At 65.8% G+C, this 24,481-nt stretch carries 22 protein-coding genes; 10 read left to right on the top strand and 12 right to left on the bottom strand.

Features of this window, described 5'->3' with window-relative positions; all coding sequences use genetic code 11:
* The first annotated feature begins 261 nt into the window (after positions 1–261).
* From GFS60_RS06135 to phoU, 4 genes are all read left to right on the top strand, one after another.
* Positions 262–1,218: an acyl-ACP desaturase gene (locus GFS60_RS06135; protein ID WP_109327265.1), complete on the top strand. Its 957-nt coding sequence runs from the start codon at positions 262–264 to the stop codon at positions 1,216–1,218.
* 78 nt (positions 1,219–1,296) lie between these two features.
* Positions 1,297–2,439 (top strand): tRNA dihydrouridine synthase DusB, encoded by a 1,143-nt coding sequence (gene dusB, locus GFS60_RS06130; RefSeq protein ID WP_109327263.1) that lies wholly within the window; start codon positions 1,297–1,299, stop codon positions 2,437–2,439.
* 118 nt (positions 2,440–2,557) lie between these two features.
* Positions 2,558–4,585: an LCP family protein gene (locus tag GFS60_RS06125; protein WP_159919663.1), complete on the top strand. Its 2,028-nt coding sequence runs from the start codon at positions 2,558–2,560 to the stop codon at positions 4,583–4,585.
* Positions 4,586–4,666: 81 nt separating this feature from the next.
* Complete coding sequence (gene phoU / locus GFS60_RS06120; protein WP_109327259.1) at positions 4,667–5,362, top strand: phosphate signaling complex protein PhoU; 696 nt, start codon at positions 4,667–4,669, stop codon at positions 5,360–5,362.
* A gap of 59 nt (positions 5,363–5,421) precedes the next feature.
* On the opposite strand, the gene pstB is transcribed toward phoU, so the two are convergent.
* The 6 genes from pstB to GFS60_RS06090 all read right to left on the bottom strand — a co-directional run bounded on the left by pstB (position 5,422) and on the right by GFS60_RS06090 (position 11,290).
* On the bottom strand, positions 5,422–6,198 hold the full coding sequence (gene pstB, locus GFS60_RS06115; protein WP_109327254.1) for a phosphate ABC transporter ATP-binding protein PstB: 777 nt from the start codon (positions 6,196–6,198) through the stop codon (positions 5,422–5,424).
* A gap of 31 nt (positions 6,199–6,229) precedes the next feature.
* Positions 6,230–7,138 (bottom strand): phosphate ABC transporter permease PstA, encoded by a 909-nt coding sequence (gene pstA / locus GFS60_RS06110; RefSeq protein ID WP_109327250.1) that lies wholly within the window; start codon positions 7,136–7,138, stop codon positions 6,230–6,232.
* Between the two features lie 4 nt (positions 7,139–7,142).
* Positions 7,143–8,222, bottom strand: coding sequence for a phosphate ABC transporter permease subunit PstC (gene pstC / locus GFS60_RS06105; RefSeq protein ID WP_159919661.1), 1,080 nt, complete (start codon positions 8,220–8,222; stop codon positions 7,143–7,145).
* A gap of 64 nt (positions 8,223–8,286) precedes the next feature.
* Positions 8,287–9,405 carry a phosphate ABC transporter substrate-binding protein PstS gene (pstS, locus tag GFS60_RS06100; RefSeq protein ID WP_159919659.1) on the bottom strand — a complete coding sequence of 373 codons (1,119 nt, stop codon included), beginning with the start codon at positions 9,403–9,405 and terminating at the stop codon, positions 8,287–8,289.
* 218 nt (positions 9,406–9,623) lie between these two features.
* Positions 9,624–10,535, bottom strand: coding sequence for a mycothiol synthase (gene mshD, locus GFS60_RS06095; protein WP_159919657.1), 912 nt, complete (start codon positions 10,533–10,535; stop codon positions 9,624–9,626).
* Entirely contained in the window at positions 10,535–11,290 is a 756-nt protein-coding gene (locus GFS60_RS06090; RefSeq protein ID WP_109327247.1) for a winged helix-turn-helix transcriptional regulator, read from the bottom strand. Before GFS60_RS06090 ends, mshD begins: the two co-directional genes overlap by 1 nt.
* 204 nt (positions 11,291–11,494) lie before the next feature.
* Here GFS60_RS06090 and GFS60_RS06085 point away from each other — a divergent pair, with 204 nt between their 5' ends.
* From GFS60_RS06085 to GFS60_RS06065, 5 genes are all read left to right on the top strand, one after another.
* On the top strand, positions 11,495–12,274 hold the full coding sequence (locus tag GFS60_RS06085; protein ID WP_109327246.1) for an LmeA family phospholipid-binding protein: 780 nt from the start codon (positions 11,495–11,497) through the stop codon (positions 12,272–12,274).
* Entirely contained in the window at positions 12,271–12,750 is a 480-nt protein-coding gene (locus tag GFS60_RS06080) for a thioredoxin family protein (RefSeq protein WP_159919655.1), read from the top strand. Before GFS60_RS06085 ends, GFS60_RS06080 begins: the two co-directional genes overlap by 4 nt.
* Before the next feature lie 235 nt (positions 12,751–12,985).
* Positions 12,986–13,438: a DUF4395 domain-containing protein gene (locus tag GFS60_RS06075; protein ID WP_159919653.1), complete on the top strand. Its 453-nt coding sequence runs from the start codon at positions 12,986–12,988 to the stop codon at positions 13,436–13,438.
* A gap of 60 nt (positions 13,439–13,498) precedes the next feature.
* Positions 13,499–14,335 (top strand): sulfurtransferase, encoded by an 837-nt coding sequence (locus GFS60_RS06070; protein ID WP_109327243.1) that lies wholly within the window; start codon positions 13,499–13,501, stop codon positions 14,333–14,335.
* A 2-nt stretch (positions 14,336–14,337) separates the two neighbouring features.
* Positions 14,338–14,643, top strand: a complete 306-nt coding sequence (locus GFS60_RS06065; protein WP_159919651.1) for a DUF1416 domain-containing protein — start codon at positions 14,338–14,340, stop codon at positions 14,641–14,643.
* Between the two features lie 63 nt (positions 14,644–14,706).
* Here GFS60_RS06065 and GFS60_RS06060 read toward each other — a convergent pair whose 3' ends face one another.
* A complete protein-coding gene (locus tag GFS60_RS06060) occupies positions 14,707–15,996 on the bottom strand; it encodes a cutinase family protein (protein WP_397518014.1) in 1,290 nt (429 codons plus the stop codon).
* Between the two features lie 364 nt (positions 15,997–16,360).
* Between GFS60_RS06060 and GFS60_RS06055 the strand changes: the two genes are divergently transcribed.
* A complete protein-coding gene (locus tag GFS60_RS06055; protein ID WP_374433773.1) occupies positions 16,361–16,963 on the top strand; it encodes an FABP family protein in 603 nt (200 codons plus the stop codon).
* A gap of 19 nt (positions 16,964–16,982) precedes the next feature.
* On the opposite strand, the gene GFS60_RS06050 is transcribed toward GFS60_RS06055, so the two are convergent.
* From GFS60_RS06050 to GFS60_RS06030, 5 genes are all read right to left on the bottom strand, one after another.
* Positions 16,983–18,035, bottom strand: a complete 1,053-nt coding sequence (locus tag GFS60_RS06050; protein WP_159919646.1) for a type IV toxin-antitoxin system AbiEi family antitoxin domain-containing protein — start codon at positions 18,033–18,035, stop codon at positions 16,983–16,985.
* A gap of 368 nt (positions 18,036–18,403) precedes the next feature.
* Entirely contained in the window at positions 18,404–20,083 is a 1,680-nt protein-coding gene (cydC, locus tag GFS60_RS06045; protein ID WP_159919644.1) for a thiol reductant ABC exporter subunit CydC, read from the bottom strand.
* On the bottom strand, positions 20,073–21,776 hold the full coding sequence (cydD, locus tag GFS60_RS06040) for a thiol reductant ABC exporter subunit CydD (protein WP_159919642.1): 1,704 nt from the start codon (positions 21,774–21,776) through the stop codon (positions 20,073–20,075). Before cydD ends, cydC begins: the two co-directional genes overlap by 11 nt.
* The gene (cydB, locus tag GFS60_RS06035; protein ID WP_159919640.1) at positions 21,773–22,810 is read right to left on the bottom strand and encodes a cytochrome d ubiquinol oxidase subunit II; all 1,038 of its coding nucleotides are present in this window, start codon (positions 22,808–22,810) and stop codon (positions 21,773–21,775) included. Before cydB ends, cydD begins: the two co-directional genes overlap by 4 nt.
* A gap of 11 nt (positions 22,811–22,821) precedes the next feature.
* The gene (locus GFS60_RS06030; RefSeq protein WP_159919638.1) at positions 22,822–24,318 is read right to left on the bottom strand and encodes a cytochrome ubiquinol oxidase subunit I; all 1,497 of its coding nucleotides are present in this window, start codon (positions 24,316–24,318) and stop codon (positions 22,822–22,824) included.
* Between the last annotated feature and the right edge of the window lie 163 nt (positions 24,319–24,481).

The following is a 24,481-nucleotide window of genomic DNA, read 5'->3' as shown; positions in this document are numbered from 1 at the left end:
AACGCCGCAATCTGTGACCGCCCACAGTGCCCGGCCAGCCGACGTGATGATCTTTCCCGCATAACCGCGCAGGTCACTGCCCATCGGCGTCTCCCAGTACACTGTGTGTAACGGTCGGCCGTGTCGCGGCGACAGACCCCGGAGATTTGATTACGGATCGGTAACTTCCTCGGTCTCCGGCGCACCGAAGGCGTTTACCGACGTACTTACGGTGCCGTAGGCTGAACGACAGTCACAGTGAGCTATATGGAGGCTAAACACATGGCGAGGGATCTGACCCAACTCGAGCTGCTGCAGGAGCTGCTGCCGGTCGCAGAAGAGAACGTCAACCGCCACATCTCCATGGCCAAGGAATGGCATCCGCACGACTACGTTCCGTGGGACGAAGGCCGCAACTTCGCTGCGATGGGCGGAATCGACTGGGATCCGGAGCAGTCACAGCTCGACGAGGTCGCCAAGGCCGCCATGATCACCAACCTGCTCACCGAGGACAACCTTCCCTCGTATCACCGTGAGATCGCCGAGAACTTCTCCCAGGACGGCGCGTGGGGAACGTGGGTCGGCCGCTGGACCGCCGAGGAGAACCGTCACGGCATCGTGATGCGTGACTACCTCGTCGTGACCCGCGCCGTCGACCCCGTCCAGCTCGAGCGCTTCCGCATGGAGCACATGACCAACGGCTTCGCCTCCCCCGCCGACGTCGATGCCGGCTTCCTTCACTCGGTGGCATATGTCACCTTCCAGGAGCTGGCCACCCGGGTGAGCCACCGCAACACCGGTAAAGCCTGCAAGGACCCCGTCGCCGACAAGATGCTGCAGCGCATCGCGGCCGACGAGAACCTGCACATGATCTTCTACCGCAACATGTGCGGTGCAGCCCTCGATCTCGCGCCCGACCAGGCACTCGAGGCCATCAACATGATCGTCCAGAACTTCCAGATGCCGGGCGCGGGAATGCCGAACTTCCGCCGCAACGGCGTGCTCATGGCCAAGCACGGCATCTACGACCTCCGGCAGCACCTCGAAGAGGTCGTCATGCCGGTCCTGCGCAAGTGGAACATCTTCGAGCGCTCCGACTTCACGGCCCGCGGCGAAGAAATCCGCGAGTCGCTCGGCGCCTTCCTCGAGAACCTCGAGGGCCAGGCCACCAAGTTCGAGGAGCAGCGCGACCGCATGCTTGCTCGCGAGGCCAAGAAGCGCGAGCAGAAGGCTTCCTAGCCGAAACAGCTATCCTGTGCCCGGTACCGGATTCGGTGCCGGGCACGCTTTTTGTCAGTACTTTCCCAGAGGTCGTCAATGTCTACCCTTCGTATCGGTTCGCTCGAACTGCGCAGCCCGGTGGTGCTCGCTCCCATGGCAGGCATCACCAACGTCGCGTTCCGCACGCTGTGCCGGGAACTCGAGACGGAGCGGGCGGGGAGCACGTCCGGCCTCTACGTCTGCGAGATGGTGACCGCCCGGGCACTCGTCGAACGGCAACCCGCAACTCTCCACATGACCACGTTCGGGCCGACGGAGACGCCGAGGTCGCTGCAGCTGTACACGGTCGATCCCGACACGACATACGCGGCGGCCAAGATGATCGTGGACGAGAACATGGCCGACCACATCGACATGAACTTCGGCTGCCCGGTGCCCAAGGTGACCCGCAAGGGTGGCGGCGCGGCCTTGCCCTACAAGCGCAACCTGTTCGGCCGGATCGTCGCGGCCGCCGTCAAGGCCACCGAGGGCACCGACATTCCGGTGACGGTCAAATTCCGTGTCGGCATCGACGCAGAGCACCACACGCATCTCGACGCCGGCCGCATCGCCGCGGCCGAGGGCGCCGCCGCTGTCGCCTTGCACGCGCGCACCGCGTCCCAGCGGTACTCGGGTACGGCCGACTGGAACGAGATCGCGCGGCTCAAGGAACACGTCACGGACGTTCCGGTGCTCGGAAACGGTGACATCTTCGACGCCGGGGACGCGGCTCGCATGATGGACCAGACCGGGTGTGACGGCGTCGTCGTCGGCCGCGGATGCCTCGGCAGGCCGTGGTTGTTCGCCGAGCTGAGCGCCGCATTGAACGGACTACCACTGCCGACGCCGCCCACCCTCGGTGAGGTCGCGACCATCATCCGTAGGCACGCCGAACTCCTCGCCGCTCACCACGGCGAAGACAAAGGCCTCCGGGAACTGCGCAAGCATGTCTCCTGGTATCTGCGTGGATTCCCGGCCGGCTCCGATCTGCGCGTGGCCATGGCCCTCGTCAGCACCCTCACCGAACTCGACGGGCTCCTCGCCCAGCTCGATCCGTCGATCCCCTTCCCCAAGGACGCCGAGGGACCCCGGGGGCGCCAGGGCTCGCCGGGAACCGTGGCCCTTCCCGAGGGCTGGCTCGACGATCCCGAGGACTGCCTGGTTCCGGCTGGAGCGGACATGATGCACTCGGGCGGTTAGGAGCAGGGGGCGAGTCGCATCGCTTCCCGAGTGGAGCGCCGACGTTCGATAAGTACTATGACTGGAATCCGTCGGCCCCGACGGAGGTCCGGGTCGGCGGAAAGGGCAGGTTGTATCGGTGGGTGATGATCACAGTTCGGACGCCCCGACGCCCGAATCGCGCGCCCCCTGGGAACGCCCTCTCGCCGATCAACGCTATCGGGAAGCGCAGTCGGGACGACAACGTCGGCTGCCTCCACGCCAGCCACCTCCGGAACAGCGGCCTCCCGAACGTCCGGCTCCGTCGGACCGTCGTCCCCCGATCGAGCGCACGGACGCCATCCGCCAGGACAGCGGGCGCACCGGCCGGCGCGCGGCCGGCGGACCCACCGAAGGCCTCTCCGTTGCAGACCTCGTCAAGAAGGTCGCCGGAAACGAACCACAGCGACCGGATGATCCGGACAAGACCGAGACGATCGCCCCAGTCGACGAGCGACATCCCCCACCTGGTGCCGTCGCCCCACCGGAGCCGACGTTCACACCTCCGCCCTCACAAGTCTCCACCGGCGACGCAGAGACCGGCTGGCATGCGGACGCCGAAACCACCGCGACTCCTCAGGTGGTCGGTAATCCGGGATTGACTCGTCTGGCGTTGAGCAAGAGCCGTCGACGCCGCCGCCTACGGGCGGTGGGACGCGCGTTCGTCGCATTGGTGGCGGTGATCGCGCTCGCCGGAACAGGAATCGTGTGGGGCTACCTGCGTTCCACCGAAGGCAAGTTCGATCAGATCGCCGCCCTCGACACCGAGTCGACGGACATCGTCGACGCAGGTGGGCAGACCGGTGACGAGACCTATCTCATCGTCGGCACCGACACCCGAGCCGGTGCCAGCGGCGCAATCGGCGCCGGAACGGTCGAGGACGCCGAGGGTTCACGCGCCGACACCGTGATGCTCGTCAACATTCCTGCTGATCGCAGCCGCGTCGTGGCGGTCTCCTTTCCCCGCGACCTCGACGTCGAGCGCCCGGTCTGCCAGGGCTGGGACAACGCCACGGGGACATACACCGAGGAAACGTTCCCCTCCGCCGAGGGCGACAAGCTGAATGCCACCTACGCCTTGGGCGGGCCGAAGTGTCTGGTGAAGGTGATCCAGAAGATGTCGGGCTTGAAGATCGGCCACTTCGTCGGCATGGACTTCGCCGGTTTCGAGTCGATGGTGAACGAGATCGGTGGCGTCAAGATCTGCACCACACAGCCGCTCGAGGATTTCGTCCTCGGCACCGTGCTTCCCGAGGCCGGCACCCAGGTGCTCGACGGAAAGACAGCGCTGAACTTCGTCCGCGCCCGCCACGTGGAGGCGGAGGGCAACGGTGACTACGGCCGCATCAACCGTCAACAGCGGTTCCTGTCTGCACTTCTCAGGGGAGCACTGTCCAGTCAGGTTCTCCTCAATCCCGGCAAGCTCAACGGGTTCATCAACGCCTTCACCCGGGACACGTTCGTGGAGAACATCGACACCAAGTCCCTGGTCACACTCGGCCGTTCGCTGCAGAACGTCGACGCCGGCGCGGTCACCTTCCTGACGGTCCCGACCGCAGGAACCACCGACTGGGGAAACGAGATTCCCCGCACCGATGACATCAAGGCCATCTTCCGCGCCATCATCGACGACGCCCCGCTTCCCGGGGAGAAGCGGGCCGAACCGATCGAGGCTGCAGCCTCGGCCCCCGCTCCGACGCCGAGCACACCCCTTCCCGTTTTCGCGGTCGACCCGACCAGCGTGTCGGTGCAGGTGTCTAACGCTTCCGGCGAATCGGGGCTGGCCGCGACCACCGCGGACGCGCTGGCCGCGCAGGGTTTTCAGATCTACAACGTCGGCAACTACACCGCCACCAGTGCCGAGACGGTCGTCCGATTCTCCCCCGGGCACGAAGCCGAAGCCGCCACCCTCGCGTCGGCTTTCCCCGGCGCGATCCTCGAGTCGACCTCCGGGTTGGGAACGGTAACCGAGGTTGCCGTCGGGTCGAACTTCTCCGGGACCGTGCAGGCACCGAGCGCGATCGACACTCCGCTGGACATGTCCGGGGTGCGTGTCGGCCAGCCGGAGGACGTCGAGATCCCCGCCGATCTCGCGGTGGTCAATGCCGGCGACGCGTCCTGTGATTGAGCGCTGATCAGGCACGTCGTTCACCCCGCGTTCACCCTGCGATCGTGACTTGGACTCCCGTGCACCGTAGGCTGTGACCTCATGCGCGTGGCTTACAACGAACAAATGACCGAGCTTGCCGACCTGCTCGGTGAGATGGCGGGGCTTGCGGGGGCCGCCATGGAGCGGGCCACCCAGTCACTGCTCCAGGCCGACCTCTCCCTTGCCGAGCAGGTGATCGGAGAGCACGACAAGATCACCGATCTCAGCACCATCTGCGAGGAGCGTGCGTTCGCCCTCCTCGCCCTTCAGGCACCTGTTGCCGGCGACCTCCGCTCCGTCGTCAGCGGAATCCAGATCGTCGCCGATATCGACCGCATGGGAGCCCTCGCCCTCCATGTCGCCAAGATCGCGCGCCGCCGACATCCCAATCACGTTCTGCCCGAAGAGGTCAACGGATACTTCGCCGAGATGGGGCGCATCGCCGTCTCCATCGGTGCAGCCGCCCGTGAGGTTCTCGAGACCCGGGACCCCGAGCGGGCCGCTCGCCTCCGCGAGGAGGACGAGGCGATGGACGACCTGCACCGCCACCTGTTCACCGTCCTGATGGATCGTGAATGGAAGCACGGCGTCGCCGCGGCCGTCGATGTCACGCTGCTGGGCCGTTTCTACGAGCGTTTCGCCGACCATGCCGTCGAGGTGGGCCGCCGCGTCATCTTCCTGGTCACCGGCAAGCTGCCCGACGAGACCGGCCCTGTGGCCGATGCCGACAACCTGACCACCTACCCCGATCTGTAAGAGCCTTTCCAACGCGAACGCCCCGACCGAATTACGGTCGGGGCGTTCGTCGTCGGGCTCTATCCGAAGCGGCCGGAGATGTAGTCCTCGGTGGCCTTCTGCGTCGGGTTCGAGAAGATCTTCTCGGTGTCGTCGATCTCCACGAGACGGCCCGGCTTGCCGGTCGCCTCGAGGTTGAAGAACGCCGTCTGGTCGCTCACCCGCGCTGCCTGCTGCATGTTGTGGGTGACGATGACGATGGTGAAGTCCTTCTTCAACTCGGTGATGAGGTCTTCGATCGCGAGCGTCGAGATGGGGTCGAGAGCGGAGCAAGGCTCGTCCATCAACAGCACGTCGGGCGATACCGCGATGGCACGGGCAATGCACAGACGCTGTTGCTGGCCACCCGAAAGGCCGCCGCCGGGCTTGTCGAGACGGTCCTTCACCTCGTTCCACAGGTTTGCGCCGCGCAGTGAGCGCTCCGCCACCTCGTCGAGTCGCTTCTTGTTGCGCTCGCCCTGCAGTTTGAGACCGGCCACCACGTTGTCCTTGATGGACATCGTCGGGAACGGGTTGGGACGCTGGAACACCATGCCGATGGTCTTGCGGACACCGACCGGGTCGGTGCCCGAACCGTAGATGTCCTCACCGTCGAGGAGGATCGAACCCTCAACGCGCGCACCGGGAGTCACCTCGTGCATACGGTTGAGGGTGCGCAGGACGGTCGACTTGCCGCAGCCGGACGGTCCGATGAAGGCAGTCACGTTCCGCGGGGGAACCGACAGCCCGACATCGGCGACGGCATGAAACTTGCCGTAGTAGATGTTGACGTCCTTGAGATCCAGACGCTTGGCCATTACCGGCTCCCTACTGATGTATGTGTATGTGTCACTTGCTACGAACCTGTGAGAAGTGGCCGATGACCTTGGCCAGAACGTTGAGGATGGCGATGAGCAGGATCAGCGTCAGCGCCGCGCCCCAGATGCGGTTGGTGCCCGCATCGGTGGGGTTGTTCATCTCGGACACCATGACGCCGGGCAGCGTCCCCATCTCACCACCGAAAAGATCGAAGTTGATGAACGGTGCGTAGCCGACGAGGATCAGCAGCGGAGCCGTTTCTCCCATCACGCGGGCGAGAGCCAGCATGACACCCGTGATGATGCCGGGAAGCGCAGTGGGAAGCACGATCCTGGCGATCGTCTTCCACTTGGGAACACCGAGTGCGTAGGACGCTTCCCGCAGGTCCTGGGGGACGATGCGGAGCATTTCCTCGGTACTGCGGATGACGACGGGAACCATCAGCAACACCAGCGCGAGCGACACCGCGAATCCCGACTTCGGGAAGCCGAAGGTCGCGATCCACAGCGCATAGATGAACAGGGCCGCCACGATCGACGGGACACCGCTCAGGATGTCGACCATGAAGGTGGTGAGCTTGGCCAGCCGCGACTGCCGGTCGGCGTACTCGACGAGGTATATCGCCACGAAGAGGCCGAGCGGGATGGACAGCAGCGCGCAGACGAGTCCTTGCAGGATCGTGCCGATCAGCGCGTGGTAAACGCCACCGCCGGCCGCCGAGGACGTCAGGCCACTGAGCGAGTGGGTGAACCAGGTGGCCGAGGTCAGGGCGGGAATTCCCTTGGCGATCGCGGTGAACAGCACCCACACCAGCGGAATCAACGCTATGAGTACGGCCAGCGTGACGAGCACAGTAGCGGTGACGTCCGTGATACGGCGCCGGGTACCGACACCCCGGAAGGTGGGCGCCTTGACCGGCTTGTCGAGGGTCGCGGTCATGGGATCAGTCCTTCTTTCCTGCGATCACGGCGCGGGCAGCGGCGTTCACGACGAAGGTGAGCACGAAGAGCACGAGACCGGCGGCGATGTAGGCGCCGGCCTGGATGTCGTTGTTGAACTCCGCGTAGCCGAGAGCGATCTTGGAGGCGATGGTGGCGCCGCCGTCGAACAAGGACCAGGAGAACGACTGCGAGGTGGTCCGCAAAATCAGGTACAGCGCCATGGTCTCACCGAGAGCGCGGCCGAGGCCGAGCATGGAACCACTGATGTAACCGGACTTGCCGAACGGGATGACCGTGGTCCGGACGACCTCCCACCGGGTGGCGCCGAGCGCGAGCGCCGCCTCGATGTGCGCGGTGGGCGTCTGAACGAACACTTCCCGGGTGACCGCGGTGATCACCGGCAGGATCATCACACCGAGAACGATGCCCGCGGTGAAGATGGTGCCGCCGCCGAGGATGGAACCGCTGCCGGTCGCGAACAGCGGAAACCAGCCGAGATTTTCGTTCAGCCAGATGGCGAACGGCTTGATTGCCGGGGCGAAGACGAGGAGACCCCACAACCCGTACACGATCGACGGCACTGCGGCGAGCAGGTCGATGACGTATGCCAGCGGGCGCTTGAGCCAACTCGGTGAGTAGGCCGTGAGGAAGATCGCGATTCCTAGAGCCACAGGCATTGCGAGCACCAGCGCGAACACCGACACCAGCAGGGTCACCTGGAAGAGGTCGAGCACACCGAACGCCATCGCATTGATGTCGACGGTGACCCACTCACGGCTGGTGAGGAAGTTCACCTCGTTCCGGCTCAGAGCAGGAACCGCGCGCCACACGAGGAAGATGCCGATCGCCCCGATGAGAACGGAGACAAAAATCGCCGAACTGGTCGCGAGCGAGCGGAAGACCCGGTCTCCGGGCCTGGTGACCGCCTTGCCGGGGGTCCCTCCCGCCGAAGTCGGGGTCGGGGTCTCGGCCTGGGTAGAACTCAACTCGGCCTCCGGGGTGCCGTTCGGACCGCCCACCCCGGCCCCGCCTGAAGCGGAGCCGGAGGTGCGAGGTGCTGATTCGGTGGGCGCTTCACTCATCTGCGCTCGCATTCTTTCTCGTCAGGATATAGAGACATGAGCGGTCCGAACGAACTGCGTGCTATCAGCCGATGGCGGCGATCGACGCGTTCAGCTTCTCCTTGAACGTGTCGGGCAGCGGCACGTAGCCCTGCTCGGCCAGGTCGGCCTGACCCTCGTTCGCGGCACTGGTCAGGAACGACTTGATCGCAGCCGAGGTGTCGGCGTCGTATCCCTTGGAGCACACGATCTCGTAGGTGGCGAGCACCAACGGGTACGCGCCGGACTCCTGGGTACCGAAGATCGAAGCGAGGTCGAGGGTCAGGTCGCCCGTGCCCTCACCCTTGAACTGCGCACCCTCGATCGCCTTCGCCGCGGACTCGTCGGACAGCGTGACGGGGCCGGAGCCGTTGTCGATCTGCGCGGCCGACAGCTTGTTCTGGTCGGCGAAGGACTTCTCGACGTAGGTGATCGAACCAGGGGCGGAGGCCACTGCCTGCGCGACACCGGCCGAACCCTTGGCACCCTCACCGATACCACCGGTGAAGTCGGAGCCGGCACCGGTGGTCCAGGCGCCGTTCGAGGCGGCGGTGAGGTACTGCTGGAAGTTGTCGGTGGTGCCCGACGAATCCGAGCGGATGATCGCGGTGATGTCCTGATCCGGCAGGGTGGCGCCCTCGTTGAGCGCGGCGATGGCCGGGTCGTTCCACTTCTTGATGGTGCCGTTGAAGATCTTGGCCGTCACCTCGCCGTTCAGCACGAGGTCCTCGACGCCGTCCAGGTTGTACGCGACGGCGACGGGCCCGAAGACGAGCGGAAGGTTCCAGGCCTCGCCGCCGACACAGCGGGCCTTCGCCTGCTCGGCCTGCTCGGCCTTGATTGCCGAGTCGGAACCGGCGAAGTCGATCTGGCCGGCGATGAACTGCGTACGGCCGTCACCGGATCCGCTGGGGTTGTACGCGAGGTTGACGGTCTTGCCCTTTTCCTGGCAGACGGAGATGTAGGTGGACACGAACTGGTCCATCGCGTTCTTCTGCGCCGAGGAACCAGCGGCAGAGAGGTTGGCCTTGCCCTCGCACGTGGCGTTGGACGCCGACACGTCGACTCCGCTCGTTGCGGCGTTGTTGTCACTGCCACACGCGGCCAAGGTCATGGCACCCAGGGCCACTGCACCGAGCAGGGCACCATTGCGCTTGAAATTCACCTAGTCCTCCGGAAATATCGTCTCGCCCACGATCGGGCGGCGACATGAGGCGCGGATCGCTGGTTGAATCCTGCACCAGGCAACACGGCGCTGCCCATGGAGAAACCTAGGGGTAGTGAATGTCCAGTAGGACCATGATCGGTGAACGGAAAGTGAACAGACCACGCATTCGTCCAGATTTCCCGGACGTACGGCCGACCGGAACGTAGTGGAGACCGTCAGCGGCGCGCGTAGGCCACGTCGACGTGGAACGGCGCGAAGCCCAGACGCTCATAGGTATGGAGCGCGGCAGCGTTGTCGCCTTCCACATAGAGCAGTACTGCACCGATTCCCCGGTCGCGCAGATAATGCAGTCCGGCGAGCGTAAGGAATCGGCCGAGTCCACGCCCCTGCGCCGACGGGTCGATCGCCACGACGTAGACCTCACCGATCGCCGGATTCTCACCCTGCGCGGGATGCACCTTCGTCCAGTGGAATCCGAGCAAGGTGCGCTCGTCCGACGCCTCGAAGGCCATGAACAGCCCCGCGGGATCGAACCAGTCCTCGGCGCGACGCTCCGCGATCTCGCGGGCGGTCCACGAACCCTGCTCGGGATGCCAGGCGAATGCGGCGGCGTTGACCCGCAACACCTCGGAGTCGTCCTCGACTCCACGGTAGGCGCGCAGCGTAACCCCCTGCGGCGCAACGAGTTCTGGCAGATCGGCACCCTCGAGCGGGCGCCTCAACTGCAACAATTCACGTGCACCGGTCAGTTCGAGACGCCGCGCTACCGCCTGCGCGGCCGGCAGATTGCCGTGCGCCCAGACTCGCGAGTCAGGGCCACCCTCGTCCAGCGCCTCGGCGACCAGGCGGCCACCGATTCCGCGGCCACGGGCCTGCGGGTCGACCGCGAGTTCCGCCATTGCAGGGTGCTCGCCGTGACCCGGCTGCAACTGCGCGTACCCGACCACGCGATGTTCGTCGGTCCACACGAGATGTCGCGCCTCGCCGACGCCGGCCAGCGCGTGGATACCCTGCTCCGACACCGCGGCGGTCCCATCCGTCTCCGCTGCCCGCTCCAACACCGCGGACACTTCGACGGCCTGAGCCGCGTCGAGTCGATCCTGCCAGGACTGCACCGAAGCACTCATCAGATCGCCGGCCCCTCGGCCGACTCGAAGTCGATGTCGTCGGCATCCATGTCGTCGACGGGCACAACCGGTGTACCCGACTTGGTCCTGGCGGGTCGAACAGCCTTGTAGCCCACGTTGCGGACTGTACCGATCAAGGATTCGTACTCGCTGCCCAGCTTCGCCCGGAGGCGCCGCACGTGGACGTCGACGGTGCGGGTACCGCCGAAGAAGTCGTAACCCCACACTTCCTGCAGCAACTGCGCGCGGGTGAAGACGCGTCCCGCGTGCTGCGCCAGGTACTTGAGGAGCTCGAATTCCTTGTAGGTGAGGTCGAGGGGACGGCCGCGAAGCCGGGCCGTGTAGGTGCCCTCGTCGATGACGAGTTCGCCCAGCGTGATCTTGCCCGAGGCCTCCGGGCTGGCAACTCCACCGCTGCGCCCGACGAGAAGGCGCAAACGTGCGTCGACCTCGGCAGGTCCGGTGCCGGGCAGAAGGATGTCGTCCAATCCCCAGTCGGAATTGACGGCCACCAGGCCACCCTCGGTCAGCACGGCCACCACCGGTACGGCAGAACCGGTACTTCCCAGCAGCCTGCACAGGCCACGGGCGGCCGCAAGATCAGTCCGTGCGTCCACCAGGGCGATATCAGCGGAGCTCGCTTCCAGAAGCGAAGACACCTCCGTCGGAGCAGGCCGCACCGAATGCGCCAACAGGGAGAGGGCCGGTAGGACCGCCTCCGGGTTGGGGTCGGAGGTAAGAAGCAGTAGCTCCACACAGCCTCCCATCTCGTCACCGTCGTACCCGACCGGCCGACTGGTGAGACAGCCGGTGCAGGTAGATCGACCCTGAAGGTATCGACACTTTTGTCGGTGACAGAGTAGCGCGCCACCAGAGCTGTTCGTTGCACCGAACCCCCGAGGCCCGGCGCCGATGGTTGCACCGGCGCCCACGGTCACCGTGTCGGTCACAATGGGGCCGTGCGGAAACTCATCATGGGAATCGTCTTCCTCGTCGCCCTCGGTCTCGTCGTCGACTTCGGGGCGGCGGCCTACGCGGAGTACCGGGTGTCGAGGGAGCTGCGGGCGGGCGCCTCGCTCACGGCGGATCCGGAGGTCACCGTTCACGGGTTCCCGTTCCTCACCCAGGCCTGGGAGGGCGAATACGACAACATCGAAATCCGGGCACAGGGGGTACAGAGTGATGTGGTGGGCGAGGTGACGATCGAGTCCACCCTCCAGGGCGTCTCGGCCCCACTGTCCGATCTGGTGGACGGCTCGGTCCAGGCGCTTCCCGTCGATCACCTGACAGGCCGGATGCTGATCGACGCCACCGACCTGGGCAGATTCCTCGGCATACCTGACCTGCAGGTGTCGGCACCACCGGCGAGCAAATCGGACGGCACCGGCGGATCGGGTGGCTCGGGCATGCCCACGGCGGGGGGCGTCGTCCTCACGGGCACGGTTCCGGTCGGGCCGATCGAGACGACGGTCAGCGTGCAGGCCGACCTCGTTCTCGAGGGCGGCCAGGTGAAGATCGTGGCCAGCGACTTCTACTTCGGACCGGAGGGTCACGCCGACTTCAGCATCCCCGATCCCCTGGCTCCCGCCATCCTCGGACTCTTCACCCGGACGATCGACCCCAGGGAACTGCCCTTCGGGGTCCAGCCCACCGAGGTATACGCCGAGGGTTCGCAGATAGTCATCGAAGGTGTGGGCAACGACGTGACGATCGACCTCGACGAACTGCAGAACAGATGACCGGAATCACATTGTTGATCGTCACACTGCTCGTCGCCATCGCGTTCGGGCTTTGGTGGCAACGGAGGCAAGGCAGGGTTCGCACCACGAGCGGGTCGACTGATTCTCTCGTGACCGATGAACGGCGACGGCTCCTCGAGGCCGCCGGCGTGGGCTCCGAAGCGGCAGCGTCTCACCATTCGGCGACCGTGCTGCATTTCTCCGCAGACTGGTGCGGCCCGTGCGCCGCCGTGCGCAGGGTGGTGGGACAGGTCGTCCAGGACCTCGCCGACGAGCCGCACCCACCGGCCGAAGTGGAACTCGACATCGACGAATACCCCGCTCTCGCCAAGGAACTGGGCGTTCTGTCCCTGCCGACGACGTTCATTCTGGACAACGACCTGCGCGAACGCTTTCGGGTGTCCGGAGTGCCTGCCGCAGCCGACCTGCGCGCCGCCTTGGAGCCCCTCTCCCGGCCCCCCGCTTCAAATTCCTGAAGAACCGGGTAAACTCACCGACGTGCAATCCAGCCACGAGCTCATGCTCACCCGACGCCGCACGGTTGACCTGTGCCGCCTCGGGGCTTGTTGCTGTACCTGCTGCTGATCACCAGGGCTGTCACTTTCTGCTGACACCGCGGACTCCGCTCACGTGATCGAAACCGATGACGACGATGTTCGTCGCCCGTCGGAGCCAGGCAAGCATTCAGCACTCACCGCAGGAGCACTTCTCATGTCCACAACCCTCGAAGTCGAGCAGGTCGACGTTCGTGGCCCCCGGTTCGCCGCCTGGGTCACCACCGCCGTCCTGGTCGCCGTGTTCGTTCTCTCTGCGTTCTCGCTGCTCGCCGCGGGCGTCCTGCTCGCCCTGCAGGCCGTCGTCTTCGCAGTCGGTGCGGCCACCGGGCCGCGCCGCAGCCCTTACGGCCGCATCTTCGGCGCACTCGTTGCTCCCCGGCTCGCACCGGTGACCGAGAAGGAACCCGTCGCACCGCTTCGATTCGCCCAGCTCGTCGGTTTCGTCTTCGCAGCAGTCGGAACCATCGGCTTCCTGGCCGGTTCCGGCATCGTCGGCGGCGTGGCCACCGGTTTCGCCCTGTTCGCCGCGTTCCTCAACGCGGCGTTCGGCTTCTGTCTGGGCTGCCAGATCTATCCGCTGGTCGCACGAGTGCGCGCCAACGCCTGACCGCCACACACCACTGCACCATCCACCCGAACCGAGTAAGTACACATCGAAAGGAACACCATGGCTCGCTCCGATGTCCTAGTCTCCGCCGACTGGGCTGAGCAGAACCTCAATGCCCCCAAGACCGTTTTCGTCGAGGTGGATGAGGACACCAGCGCATACGACGGCGGCCACATCGAGGGTGCCATCCGCCTCGACTGGCGGAAGGACCTGCAAGACGGCGTCCGTCGTGACTTCCTGAACCAGCAGCAGTTCTCCGACCTCCTGTCCGCCAAGGGCGTCGCCAACGACGACACCGTCGTCCTGTACGGCGGCAACAACAACTGGTTCGCCGCCTACGCGTACTGGTACTTCAAGCTGTACGGCCACCAGGACGTCAAGCTGATCGACGGCGGACGCAAGAAGTGGGAACTCGACGGACGCCCCCTGTCCAAGGAGACCGTCACCCGCCCGGCCACCCAGTACAAGGCCGAGGCCCCCGACCTGTCGATCCGCGCGTTCCGTGACGAGGTCATCGACTCGATCGGCAACAAGAACCTGATCGACGTCCGTTCCCCCGACGAGTTCTCCGGCAAGATCCTCGCGCCGGCGCACCTCCCGCAGGAGCAGGCGCAGCAGCGTGGACACGTCCCCGGCGCCCTCAACATCCCGTGGAGCACCACCGCTAACGAGGACGGCACCTTCAAGTCGGACGACGACCTCGAGAAGCTGTACTCGGAGAAGGGCTACGACGAGTCCAAGCCCACCATCGCGTACTGCCGCATCGGTGAGCGCTCCAGCCACACCTGGTTCGTGCTCAAGGAAATCCTCGGCAAGTCCGATGTCAAGAACTACGACGGCAGCTGGGTCGAATACGGCTCACTCGTCGGCGCCCCGATCGAGTTGGAGGTTCACTGATCATGTGTGGAGCACCCGTACAGACCCAGACCCTGCCCGCAGGCGTGGACGTGGAGAAGGAAACGGTCATCACCGGCCGTGTCCTCGCCACTGACGGACAGCCGATCGGTGGAGCGTTCGTGCGCCTCCTCGACGGCAGCGGCGAGTTCACCGCCGAGGTCGTTGCCTCGGGCACCGGCGACTTCCGCTTCTTCGCCGCTCCCGGCGACTGGACCGTGCGTGCACTGTCCAGCTCCGGCAACGGCACCGCCACGGTGAGCCCGAGCGGCGCAGGCGTTCACAACGTCGACGTCACCGTCGGCGAATAGTTTCACCGCACCACGAAGGCCCCGCTCCGTATACGGAGCGGGGCCTTTCTCGGCTGCGAGGGTCTAGCTGCCCGGGGTTGCAGCGTCCGGCTGCGCCGCTGTATCGCTGCCTTTTTCGGCGTGGGCCAGGTCGGTGATCCAATCGACCAGTTTCTCGCTCTCCCAGTACCAGGGGTCGTTCGGATTGTTGTTCCAGTAGAGCAAGTGCTGGATGAACGCCAGGAATATGTACGGCTTGACCACCAGGTCGACGATGTCCTTGTTGTCCTCGAGGAATCCGGCGCCCTCGTCGGCCAGCTTGGCCTGCACCACGTCTGCGCCGGGCCCCGTCGCCCAGTTCAGCGCCTCGACAACCTGCTCGTCGGTCAGCTGAATGTCGCGGTCTGGCCCGTCGGGGTCATAGCTGAGGTCGGCCACCTTCCGCAGCACATCGAGAAATGATTCCTCCGAAGCGAACCAGTCCTCATGGGTGATGATGTGCACGATGGAGCGCGCAGCCATGCCCGACACCGCGGTCGCGAAGTCGGAGAACGTCTGGCCCGGGTTCAGCACCGTGAAGTGCATCTGACCGAGCACTCCCAACGCGAGGTCGAGAACCGCGATGTCCTGAGGCGCGTCGCACGCGATGTCGTACGGCCTGCAGGCGTAGGTGATCTTGCCGTCCAGCGCGCCGTAGTCGGCGGGCTCGGACGCCATGAATCCCCCACCCGCCGGGCCGGTATCACCGAGCGACGGAGTTCCCGCGGGCCGGTACGGGTCGCCGATCAAGGCCACGCCGGCGATGTCGTCCGCGGTCACCAGCGCGGTGGAGTCGCGGTGACCGAGTTCGCGGGCCACCCTTTCCACCACCTCGGCGCCGACGCTGTACCCGACGAGAACGTACTTGGTGGCATCACCACACTTCTTCTTGTTCTCGTCGAGGATCCGATTGGTCGAAGCAACACCCGCCGCCATCGAATCCTGGTACGTGGGAACGGGTTCGAGGAGCCCGACACCGTAGGTGGAGGGATAGGGGACGTACATCCATCCCACCTTTCCCGGCTCGCCGGCGTTGCGCGCCCCCGTCGGAACCGTCACGTTGCCCACCCAATTCGACCAGAGCTGTCGCTCCTCGTCCGTGAGCGGGTTGCGGTCCTCCGTCGAATCGGTGGCGCCCGACACGGCGACGATCAGGACGTCCGGACACTCGGTGGCGTAGTTGTTCGGATCCACCCGGTCCGTGTCGGCACTCCCCGAGCCGACACTTCCGGTATCCGGCGCCGCCACCGCGACCACCGGCATCGCCGACGCGAGAAGAGTTGCTGTGGCGATGATCACACCTTTCATCAGTAGATCAGGGCATGGGCGCAGCATGAAACCTCCATGAATATCGCGGAACGACCTGGCCGGATAGAGAAAGGAGAATCCCGGCCCCGAAGGCCGGCGACGCGAGAACGGTACTAGCCGTCCGCGAACGCCGCTCCCGTTTCGACCGTTCGAATGCGTCGGTTTAAGATGGCAGCGTGGTTATCTTCTTCGAGGTACTTCTTGTCCTTGCCGCCGTGTTGATCACGTGGTTCTCGCTGTACACGATCTACCGCCTGGTCACCGACGAGTCGTGAGTTCTTCCCCGGACGCAGGCGCAGATCCGTCTCCCGACCGGCCGGCTTCCGACGAGCAGGCCGGCGATTCCGCGACCGTTCGTCGCGGAAGTGGAGACGCAGCAGTCGCGGCCGCCATCGAGCGCTCCAAGTCGACGGCGTCACGCAACATTCCCCTGCTTCCGGACCTTCCGCTGCCCGAGGACACCGCGAACCTGCGGCTCGGGCCGGACCTCAACAACGAACTCCTCGCGGTACTGCCCCTCGTGGGTGTGTGGCGCGGTGAAGGCGAAGGCCACGACCCCGAGACCGGTGACTACCGATTCGGGCAGCAGATCATCGTCTCTCACAACGGCGGCAACTACCTGAGCTGGGAGTCCCAGTCCTGGGTGCTCGACAGCGAAGGTGAATACGTCCGTCCCGATCTCCGCGAATCCGGTTTCTGGCGCATCAGCGGCGACGGCATACCCGGCAGCACCAACGAAGAAGTCGTCGAGCTGCTTCTCACCCACAGCTCCGGCATCGTCGAATTGTTCTACGGTCGCGCCCTCACGCAGTCGTCGTGGGAACTCGCCACCGATGTCGTCATCCGCAGCACTTCCGGTGCCCTCGTCGGCGGCGCCAAGCGTCTGTACGGCATCGTCGAAGGCGGCGACCTGGCGTACGTCGAGGAACGCATCATCGCCGACGGAGAACTTCTTCCCCGCCTTTCGGCGCGCCTTACCCGCTATATCGGCTGACCCCACCCGTGAGTACTTGTTAACACTCCGCGGTTGATAAGTGCGCACAGTGCGGGCACGGGTTGGAGGCACTCCAGCCACCGCGTCCGAGCACCGTTCGAACCTCCGCGGCGACGACACACGGGCGCCGAGTCACTTCTTCCCAGCCGTACACCAGCGTCGGTTTTCCTGCGATTTCCGCTGCGTTGCCGCGGCGCCGGTCGCGCAAAGCAACCACGCGTGACGAGTGGTATCGCAATCCATCGAGTCTCACGATCAGCGGAATACCGGTGTCCGAGTAGTCCACGTCTTCGTACAGGGTGCGGTCGTCGACGAGAATGGGTGACTGCCGACGCGCTGCCGGTAGCCCGTGCGCCTTCTCCACGTCTGCGGCGTAGCGGTGCTCGAGGAGCGATTGAACACCGCCATCCGACACCGACACGAGTGCTGCGGTCAAAGCACGACGATATCTGCGCGGTGGCCGCTCCTCGATCCGTCGGAGCAGATCGTGCACCGGAACACCGCCAGTCGTCGCTGCTGCCACGACTACCCGGGCACCAGTTGCTGCCGATGGTTCGGAAACGGCAAGGTCCAGGATTGTGTCCGCTCGCGACGTCCGCGGGGGCACTGTCGGCACGGTGATGTGGGTGTGTGCTCGGGAGCGATGCACGACGACACCGGGATGGAGTAGATCGCCCTCTCTCGGGACGAGCCGTTCGGACCGGCTACCGGCCTGCCGATATGTGGGCGCCTGCGACTCCGCCGACAGTCCATAGGGCACGGTCACATGGACGGGCGCAGAGGCGTCGACGGATTCGAGCGCCCACTCCTCGGCCGCCGTGCGATGGCTGAGGACAGCCCTCGGACCACCGAACAGCAGGGCCGCCCACAGAGTCATGGAGCGGTCGAGTGGTCCGTTGGTCACCGCGTACACGCCGTGGAGCACGGCCGGCCACTGACCCGACTCGACGCGATGCTGGATCTGGCGGGTCGAAAGACCCAAGTCGTGCAATTGCTTGGCTGTGATGATCCCGTGCTGGTAGTCGAGAACGCGCTGAAATTCGGGTGTGCAGTCGGATGTCGCGGTGGTCATGGACCGAACGGTGCGCAGCGTCACCGACAGACCCACGGGCGAAAGCCGACGATCGTAATTGGCCTGTGGATGGATGTGAGGTTGTGGATAACCGCCTGTGAGTACTTATTAACAATCCATTGTTAATAAGTACTCACAGGCGCGGAGCGCAGAACGGCCCCCGAGCCTTCCGGTGCGGGTGCACCGGTCCCGATCTGGACCAGACCGGGGGCTCGGGGGCCGGGTAGCTGCCTGGGATTCGCTCGCCGCTCGCGCGGTCAGTGAATTCCGTCAGCGGTAGCGGCTAGCTGGCAGCCACCTCACGTGTCCGTTTGTCATTCAACTTCAGACCACCTCCTTCCTCGTGTACTCAAGAAAGTACGCCGCCCTCACAGCGTCGGCAACGTATTTTCGCTCTCGGCATTCTCGGCGTGAATCACCACGTCAACGCTGGTATCCTCCGGCAGCTGATGAGTGACCACGACGACGGTGCGCTCCCCCGACACCAGCTTTGCGTCCCGTGCGAGGAGATCCCGCAGCAGCTGCGCTCCGCTGTCCGCGTCGAGATGTTCGGTGGGTTCGTCGAGCAACAGCACGTCGGCGGGTGAGAGGAGTGCGCGGGCGAGCAGCAGCCTGCGACGCTGCCCGCCCGACACCGCCCGGGCGCCGCCGGCGAGCGTGGTGGCCAGGCCCTGCGGCAACTGCGAAACCCAGTCACCGAGCCCCACGGACTCCAGGACGTCGAGCGCCTCATCCTCCTGGAGATCGCCGCGTGCGACGCGCAGATTCTCGAGGACGGATGTGTCGAAGAGGTGCGCGTCTTCGGCGAAGAATCCGATCCGACGCCGCAGGGAGTCGGGCCGGATGTCGGCCGGCGCGGCACCGTTGACGTCGATCGCCCCCGACACCGGAGGAAGCAGTCCGGCCAGTGTCATCAGCGCCGTGGTCTTACCGGAGCCGCTGCCGCCCACGATCGCGACCCGGGCGCTGGGCGGGAGGTCCAGGTCGATCGGCGCTGTTGTCCTGCCGCCTGGCCATCCGCATCGGAGACCGGTCGTGCGCACGTGCACGGGGCCGTCCAGTTCCCGATTCCCGGGATGTGGGTCCGGGGTGGCGGCATCGAACAGCGCAAGGATCCGACGTGACGCGATCCTGGCCCGGGTCAGCGCGACAGCGGCCGCGGGAAGGGCGCTGGTCGCCTCGAACGCCGACAGCGGAACGAGGACGAGGATGCCGAGGGCCATCGGGCTCATGGTCCCCGACGAGTACATGTTCATGCCGATCAGCAGTGCCCCGATCACGCTGGCCCCGACCGCGAGCGGGGTCGCGGCGTCGGCGAAGGCGCCGGGCACAGCGGCGCGGTCGGTCGCTGCGACGGCGGCCCGCTCGGCAGCGATCGCACCGTCGACAGTGCGGTCGAGTCGACCTGCCACTGTCAGTTCAGCGGCGTGATCGAGCGCCGTGACGGCCTCTTCGCTGAAGCGTGCGCGCGCTGCGGCGCTGTCCCTTTCGGACATCAGCGCGGCGCGGGCGGACAGCCCCGGCGCCGCGATCCCGGACACGGCGAGCGAGACCGCCAGGATCAGCGCCGCGACGGGCGAGATGACAGCGAGGATGCCCACGGCGGCCACCGAGAGGACGACCGCGACAGCGATCGGCACCAGCGCACGCACGACGACATCGCCGAGAGTGTCCACGTCGGCCCCGGTGCGAGCAAGGAGGTCGCCGCGGCGCAATCCTGCCGCAGCTGCGGGATTGCCGGCGGCCAGCCGCTGGTACAGCCGACTCCGGGCGGACGTCGTTCCCCTCAGGGCGGTGTCGTGGGTGGCCAGCCGCTCGAGGTAACGGAACACGCCGCGGGAGATTCCCAGGGCACGGACCGCCACCACGGCGACACTCAGATCGAGGACGGGCGGCATCTGCCAGGCTCTGGTGATCAGCCACGCCGAGAGCGCGGCGAGTGCCAACGCGCTTCCCAGGGTGGCCACGCCGGCGGCGACGGCCCGCAGCACTCTTTTCGGCTCGAGTTCGAGGAGCGGGAGAGCTCGCAGGAGCGGGTCATTCGACATCGGCGCGCACCTCGATCACGGAATCGGCGGCGGCCAGCACACTGGCCCGGTGCGCGATGACGACGACGGTCTTTCCCGCCGCCGCGAGTCTGCGCAGCGAGTGGAGCACGGTGTCTTCCGACCTGTCGTCGAGATGCGCTGTCGGTTCGTCGAGGATGAGGACGGGACGGCGGGTGGCGAGCACACGGGTCAGCGCGAGCCGCTGACGCTGGCCCAGCGACAAGCCGGCTCCGCCTGCCCCGACACGGGTGGCCCACCCGTCCGGAAGCTCGGCAAGAACCGCATCGAAACCGGTTGCCGCGCAGGCTGACTCGATATCCACCACGTCGCCGATCAGCCGAAGGTTCTCCTCGAGGGTGCCGGGTACCAGGACGGGACGCTGCGGCAACCAGGCCACCTGCGCCCACCACGCGGTCCGGTCGAGTTGCCGGACAGGCGTTCCGGCCACCCGCACCTCACCTGCATCCGGGTCCGTGAGGGCCAGAAGTACCTGCACGGCCGTCGACTTGCCGGAGCCGTTCGGTCCGGTCAGCGCGGTGACGCGAGCGGGCTCGAGCACTCCCGACAAGGCATGTGGCGCCATCCCGCGGCGCGACTGCACACTGACGCCGTCGAACTCGATGCTCGCTCCTCGTGCGTCGATACGGCCGATGCCGCCGCCGTCGCCGGGCAGTTCGGTATCGATCACCGCGAATGCCCTTTCTGCGGCAGCCATTCCGTCTTCCGCGGCATGAAAGCGTGTTCCGACCATCCTCAGTGGGAGATACACCTCGGGCGCGAGGATGAGCGCCACAATTCCTGCCTCCAGGCTCATCTCGCCGTATACCAGACGCAGACCGATACTGACGGCGACCAACGCGACGCACAGTGTCGCAAGCAGTTCGAGCACCATGGACGAGAGGAACGCCACCCGCAGGGCGGACATCGCGGTGCGGCGATGTGCGTCACCGAGTTCGCGCACGCGTGCGGCGGGTCCGTGCTCACGCCCCAGCGCGCGGAGCGTCGGCAGACCGGCGAGTAGGTCGAGCAGCTGCGACGACAGTGCCGTCATCGCGGTCAGCGTCTTCGCAGCCTTGCCTCGGGTCAGCAGCCCGATGAGGATCATGAAGATCGGGATCAACGGCAAGGTGACGAAGATGATCGCCGCGGACGTCAGATCCTGAAAGGCGATGACCGCCAGGGTCGCCGGGGTGAGCGTGGCGGCCAGAACCAAAGCGGGGAGATACCCCGTGAGATAGGACAGCAGACCGTCGATCCCGCGCGTCAGTACCGTTGCGATCTCGTCCCGACGCACGTCGAGGTCGCGGGGCCGAATCCGGGCGGCGACTCCGAGTACTTCACCCCTTAGTTCGGCCACCACCCGACTGGCCGCGCGATGGGCGAACCTCGATTGCAGCCAGGTGCCGAGGACCCGAACTCCCATCGCCAACAGGAGAACCGACAGTTCGGTGGTCCATCGGCGAACGTCGGTGACGTCGTCGACGATGATTCCCGCGAGTATCCGCCCGAGGGCCAGGGCCGAGATGACGACCATCGCGACGTTGACGACGGACAGGCCGACGGTCAGGACGAGATAGCCGCGAGCCGCGGCGGAGTAGCGCCACAGCCGGGGGTCGATCGGCGGCCGTGAACCGGCCTTCCCGGTGGGACGCTCACCGGGAAGACGAAGTTCACTTCCTGAGTCGACGCTCATCTGCGCCCGAGTGGGAGACCGATCGACGGCGGGATCTGCTTGGTCGAAATACGTTGTCGGAACACCCAGTACGTCCAGCCCTGGTAGAGGAGGACCACGGGAGTGAGGAAGGCAGCCGCCCAGGTCATCACTGTCAGCGTGTACGGACTCGAGGACGCGTTGTCGACAGTCAGACTGTACGCGGCGTCGAGGGTGGACGGCATGACGTTGGGGAACAGCGAACCGAACAGCAGCACCACGCTCGCGATGACGGCGATCGACGTCAGTGCGAACGCCCAGCCCTCACGTCCGGCCCGGGTGAGGGCGACCACCCCGGCGAGAGCAGCGGCTGCCGCGGCCACCAGGATCCAGGTCCACCCCTTGCCGTGCGCCAACTGCGTCCACAAGACGAACGCCCCGGCCACCGGAACTGTGGGCAGTGCCAGCTTCGCTGCGAGTTCGACGGCGTCGACGCGGACCTCGTCGGCGGTCTTCAGCGCCAGGAAGACGGCACCGTGCAATGCGAACAGGAGCGCCGTGGTCAGACCACCGAGCAGCGCGTAGGGATTGAGCAGATCGAGAAGACTGGAGGTGACCACCTTCTCGGCATTGATGTCCACTCCCCGCACGATGTTCGCGAAGGCCACACCCCACAGCACCGCGGGGACCCACGACCCGAAGACGATGCCCCAGTCGCAACGGCGGCGCCAGTTGTCGTCGTCGATCTTGCCGCGGTACTCGATGGCACAGATTCGCACGATGAGGGCCACCAGAATGAGCAGGAGCGGCAGGTAGAAACCGGAGAACAACGTGGCGTACCACTCGGGGAACGCTGCGAACAAGGCGCCGCCCGCCGTGATGAGCCACACCTCGTTGCCGTCCCACACAGGACCGATGGTGTTGAGGACGACTCGCCGGCGAGTGTCGCCGTCGGCATCCTTGCGCCTGCCGAGCACCGGCATCAGCATCCCGACGCCGAAGTCGAACCCCTCCAGCACGAAGTAGCCGGTGAAGAGCACCGCGATCAGGATGAACCACACTTCTACCAGTCCCATGACCGTCTCTCCTAGTAGGCGAACGAGAGTTGCTTCGGCGTGCCCGGTTCTTCGGGTTCCTCGTCGTCGTCACCCGGCGGATGGGCATCGTGCTCGAGTGGCCCCTCGACGGCGTAACGACGAATCAGCATGAACCACACCACAGCCAGTGCGCCGTACAGGAGCGTGAAGGTGATCAGCGAGAACCACACCGTCCACACCGAGTGATGCGACACGCCCTGGTCGACCGTCAGCCGGATCATGTCCACCCCGGTGGGATTGGGCGCGACCACCCAGGGCTGGCGGCCCATCTCGGTGAAGATCCAGCCGGCGCTGTTGGCGAGGAAGGGTGTCGGGATCGCAGCGATGCTGAGCCACGAGAACCACTTCTGGTCGGGGACACGGTTGCCGCGGGTGAGCCACAACCCGGCCACCGCAAGCAGAGTGGACCCGGCGGCCAGACCGATCATCGCGCGGAACGACCAGTAGGTGACGAACAGGTTGGGGCGATAGTTGCCCGGACCGAACTGCTCCTCGTACTGGGCCTGCAAATCCTCGACGCCCTGCAACGTCACCCCGGTGAACTCGCCCTCGGCGAGATAGGACAGGACGAACGGCACCTCGAGCACGTGCTTCACACCGTCGCAGTTGTTGTGGGTGCCGACCGTGAGAATGGAGAAGTCGGGGTCGGTCGCGGTGTGACACAACGATTCTGCCGACGCCATCTTCATGGGCTGCTGCTCGAACATCAGCTTGCCCTGCACGTCGCCGGTGTAGACGAGTCCGACACCGGCGGCAATCACCACCAGGAGCGACAGGCGCGCGGCCGGACGGAACATGGTCCGTGCGTCACCTTCGAGCTTCGCCGCCTCGGGTGCGGTGACCGTCCGCGCCCGTCGCATGTTGCGCACCATCCACCATCCCGAGATACCCGCGACGAACGTTCCGGCGGTCAGGAACGCCCCTGCCACCGCATGCGGGAAGGCTGCCATCGCCGTGTTGTTGGTGAGCAGCGCCCAGATGCTGGTGAGTTCGGCGCGACCGGTGTCGGGGTTGTAGGTGGCGCCGACCGGATGCTGCATGAAGGAGTTGGCCGCGATGATGAAATACGCGGAAGCATTCACCCCGACCGCGACCAGCCAGATGGTCGCCAGGTGGACGAGCTTCGGCAGCCGGCCCCAGCCGAAGATCCACAGCCCGAGGAAGGTCGACTCGAGGAAGAATGCGACGAGCCCCTCGAGCGCCAACGGGGCGCCGAACACGTCTCCCACGAAGCGCGAGTACTCGCTCCAGTTCATGCCGAACTGGAATTCCTGCACAATGCCGGTCGCGACCCCGAGCGCGAAGTTGATCAGAAAGAGCTTGCCGAAGAATTTGGTGAGCCGATACCAGTGGGCCTTACCGGTGACCACCCACATCGTCTGCATTGCAGCGATCAGAGGCGCGAGCCCGATCGTCAGCGGGACGAGAATGAAGTGATAAACGGTGGTGATGCCGAACTGCCACCGGGAGACATCCAGGGTATCCATGGCTACTCCGAAACTGGGCCCTAGGACAGGCTTCGGGGTCGAGGCGTGGGCATCCGCTCGATCCCTGTGCGCGTGATCCCGTCGAGGCAGTCCTTTCTGCGAGACTCTTCCCTCGCACGACTTCCCCGACGGGACCTAGCTACTACCGAATGTAGTAGGCCTG

The sequence above is a fragment of the Rhodococcus sp. WAY2 genome (assembly GCF_009859915.1).
GTDB lineage: Bacteria > Actinomycetota > Actinomycetes > Mycobacteriales > Mycobacteriaceae > Rhodococcus_F > Rhodococcus_F oxybenzonivorans.
Note: the sequence above shows the minus strand (reverse complement) of the source record. Positions and strands in the feature narration are given on the sequence as shown.

What these genes read in the sequence shown, in the direction of transcription:
- GFS60_RS06135 (WP_109327265.1), top strand. Translation starts at nt 262, where the DNA reads ATGGCGAGGGATCTGACCCAACTCGAGCTGCTGCAGGAGCTGCTGCCG.
- dusB (WP_109327263.1), top strand. Translation starts at nt 1,297, where the DNA reads ATGTCTACCCTTCGTATCGGTTCGCTCGAACTGCGCAGCCCGGTGGTG.
- phoU (WP_109327259.1), top strand. Translation starts at nt 4,667, where the DNA reads ATGCGCGTGGCTTACAACGAACAAATGACCGAGCTTGCCGACCTGCTC.
- pstB (WP_109327254.1), bottom strand. Translation starts at nt 6,198, where the DNA reads ATGGCCAAGCGTCTGGATCTCAAGGACGTCAACATCTACTACGGCAAG.
- pstA (WP_109327250.1), bottom strand. Translation starts at nt 7,138, where the DNA reads ATGACCGCGACCCTCGACAAGCCGGTCAAGGCGCCCACCTTCCGGGGT.
- pstC (WP_159919661.1), bottom strand. Translation starts at nt 8,222, where the DNA reads ATGAGTGAAGCGCCCACCGAATCAGCACCTCGCACCTCCGGCTCCGCT.
- mshD (WP_159919657.1), bottom strand. Translation starts at nt 10,535, where the DNA reads ATGAGTGCTTCGGTGCAGTCCTGGCAGGATCGACTCGACGCGGCTCAG.
- GFS60_RS06080 (WP_159919655.1), top strand. Translation starts at nt 12,271, where the DNA reads ATGACCGGAATCACATTGTTGATCGTCACACTGCTCGTCGCCATCGCG.
- GFS60_RS06075 (WP_159919653.1), top strand. Translation starts at nt 12,986, where the DNA reads ATGTCCACAACCCTCGAAGTCGAGCAGGTCGACGTTCGTGGCCCCCGG.
- GFS60_RS06070 (WP_109327243.1), top strand. Translation starts at nt 13,499, where the DNA reads ATGGCTCGCTCCGATGTCCTAGTCTCCGCCGACTGGGCTGAGCAGAAC.
- GFS60_RS06065 (WP_159919651.1), top strand. Translation starts at nt 14,338, where the DNA reads ATGTGTGGAGCACCCGTACAGACCCAGACCCTGCCCGCAGGCGTGGAC.
- GFS60_RS06060 (WP_397518014.1), bottom strand. Translation starts at nt 15,996, where the DNA reads ATGCTGCGCCCATGCCCTGATCTACTGATGAAAGGTGTGATCATCGCC.
- GFS60_RS06050 (WP_159919646.1), bottom strand. Translation starts at nt 18,035, where the DNA reads ATGACCACCGCGACATCCGACTGCACACCCGAATTTCAGCGCGTTCTC.
- cydC (WP_159919644.1), bottom strand. Translation starts at nt 20,083, where the DNA reads ATGTCGAATGACCCGCTCCTGCGAGCTCTCCCGCTCCTCGAACTCGAG.
- cydD (WP_159919642.1), bottom strand. Translation starts at nt 21,776, where the DNA reads ATGAGCGTCGACTCAGGAAGTGAACTTCGTCTTCCCGGTGAGCGTCCC.
- cydB (WP_159919640.1), bottom strand. Translation starts at nt 22,810, where the DNA reads ATGGGACTGGTAGAAGTGTGGTTCATCCTGATCGCGGTGCTCTTCACC.
- GFS60_RS06030 (WP_159919638.1), bottom strand. Translation starts at nt 24,318, where the DNA reads ATGGATACCCTGGATGTCTCCCGGTGGCAGTTCGGCATCACCACCGTT.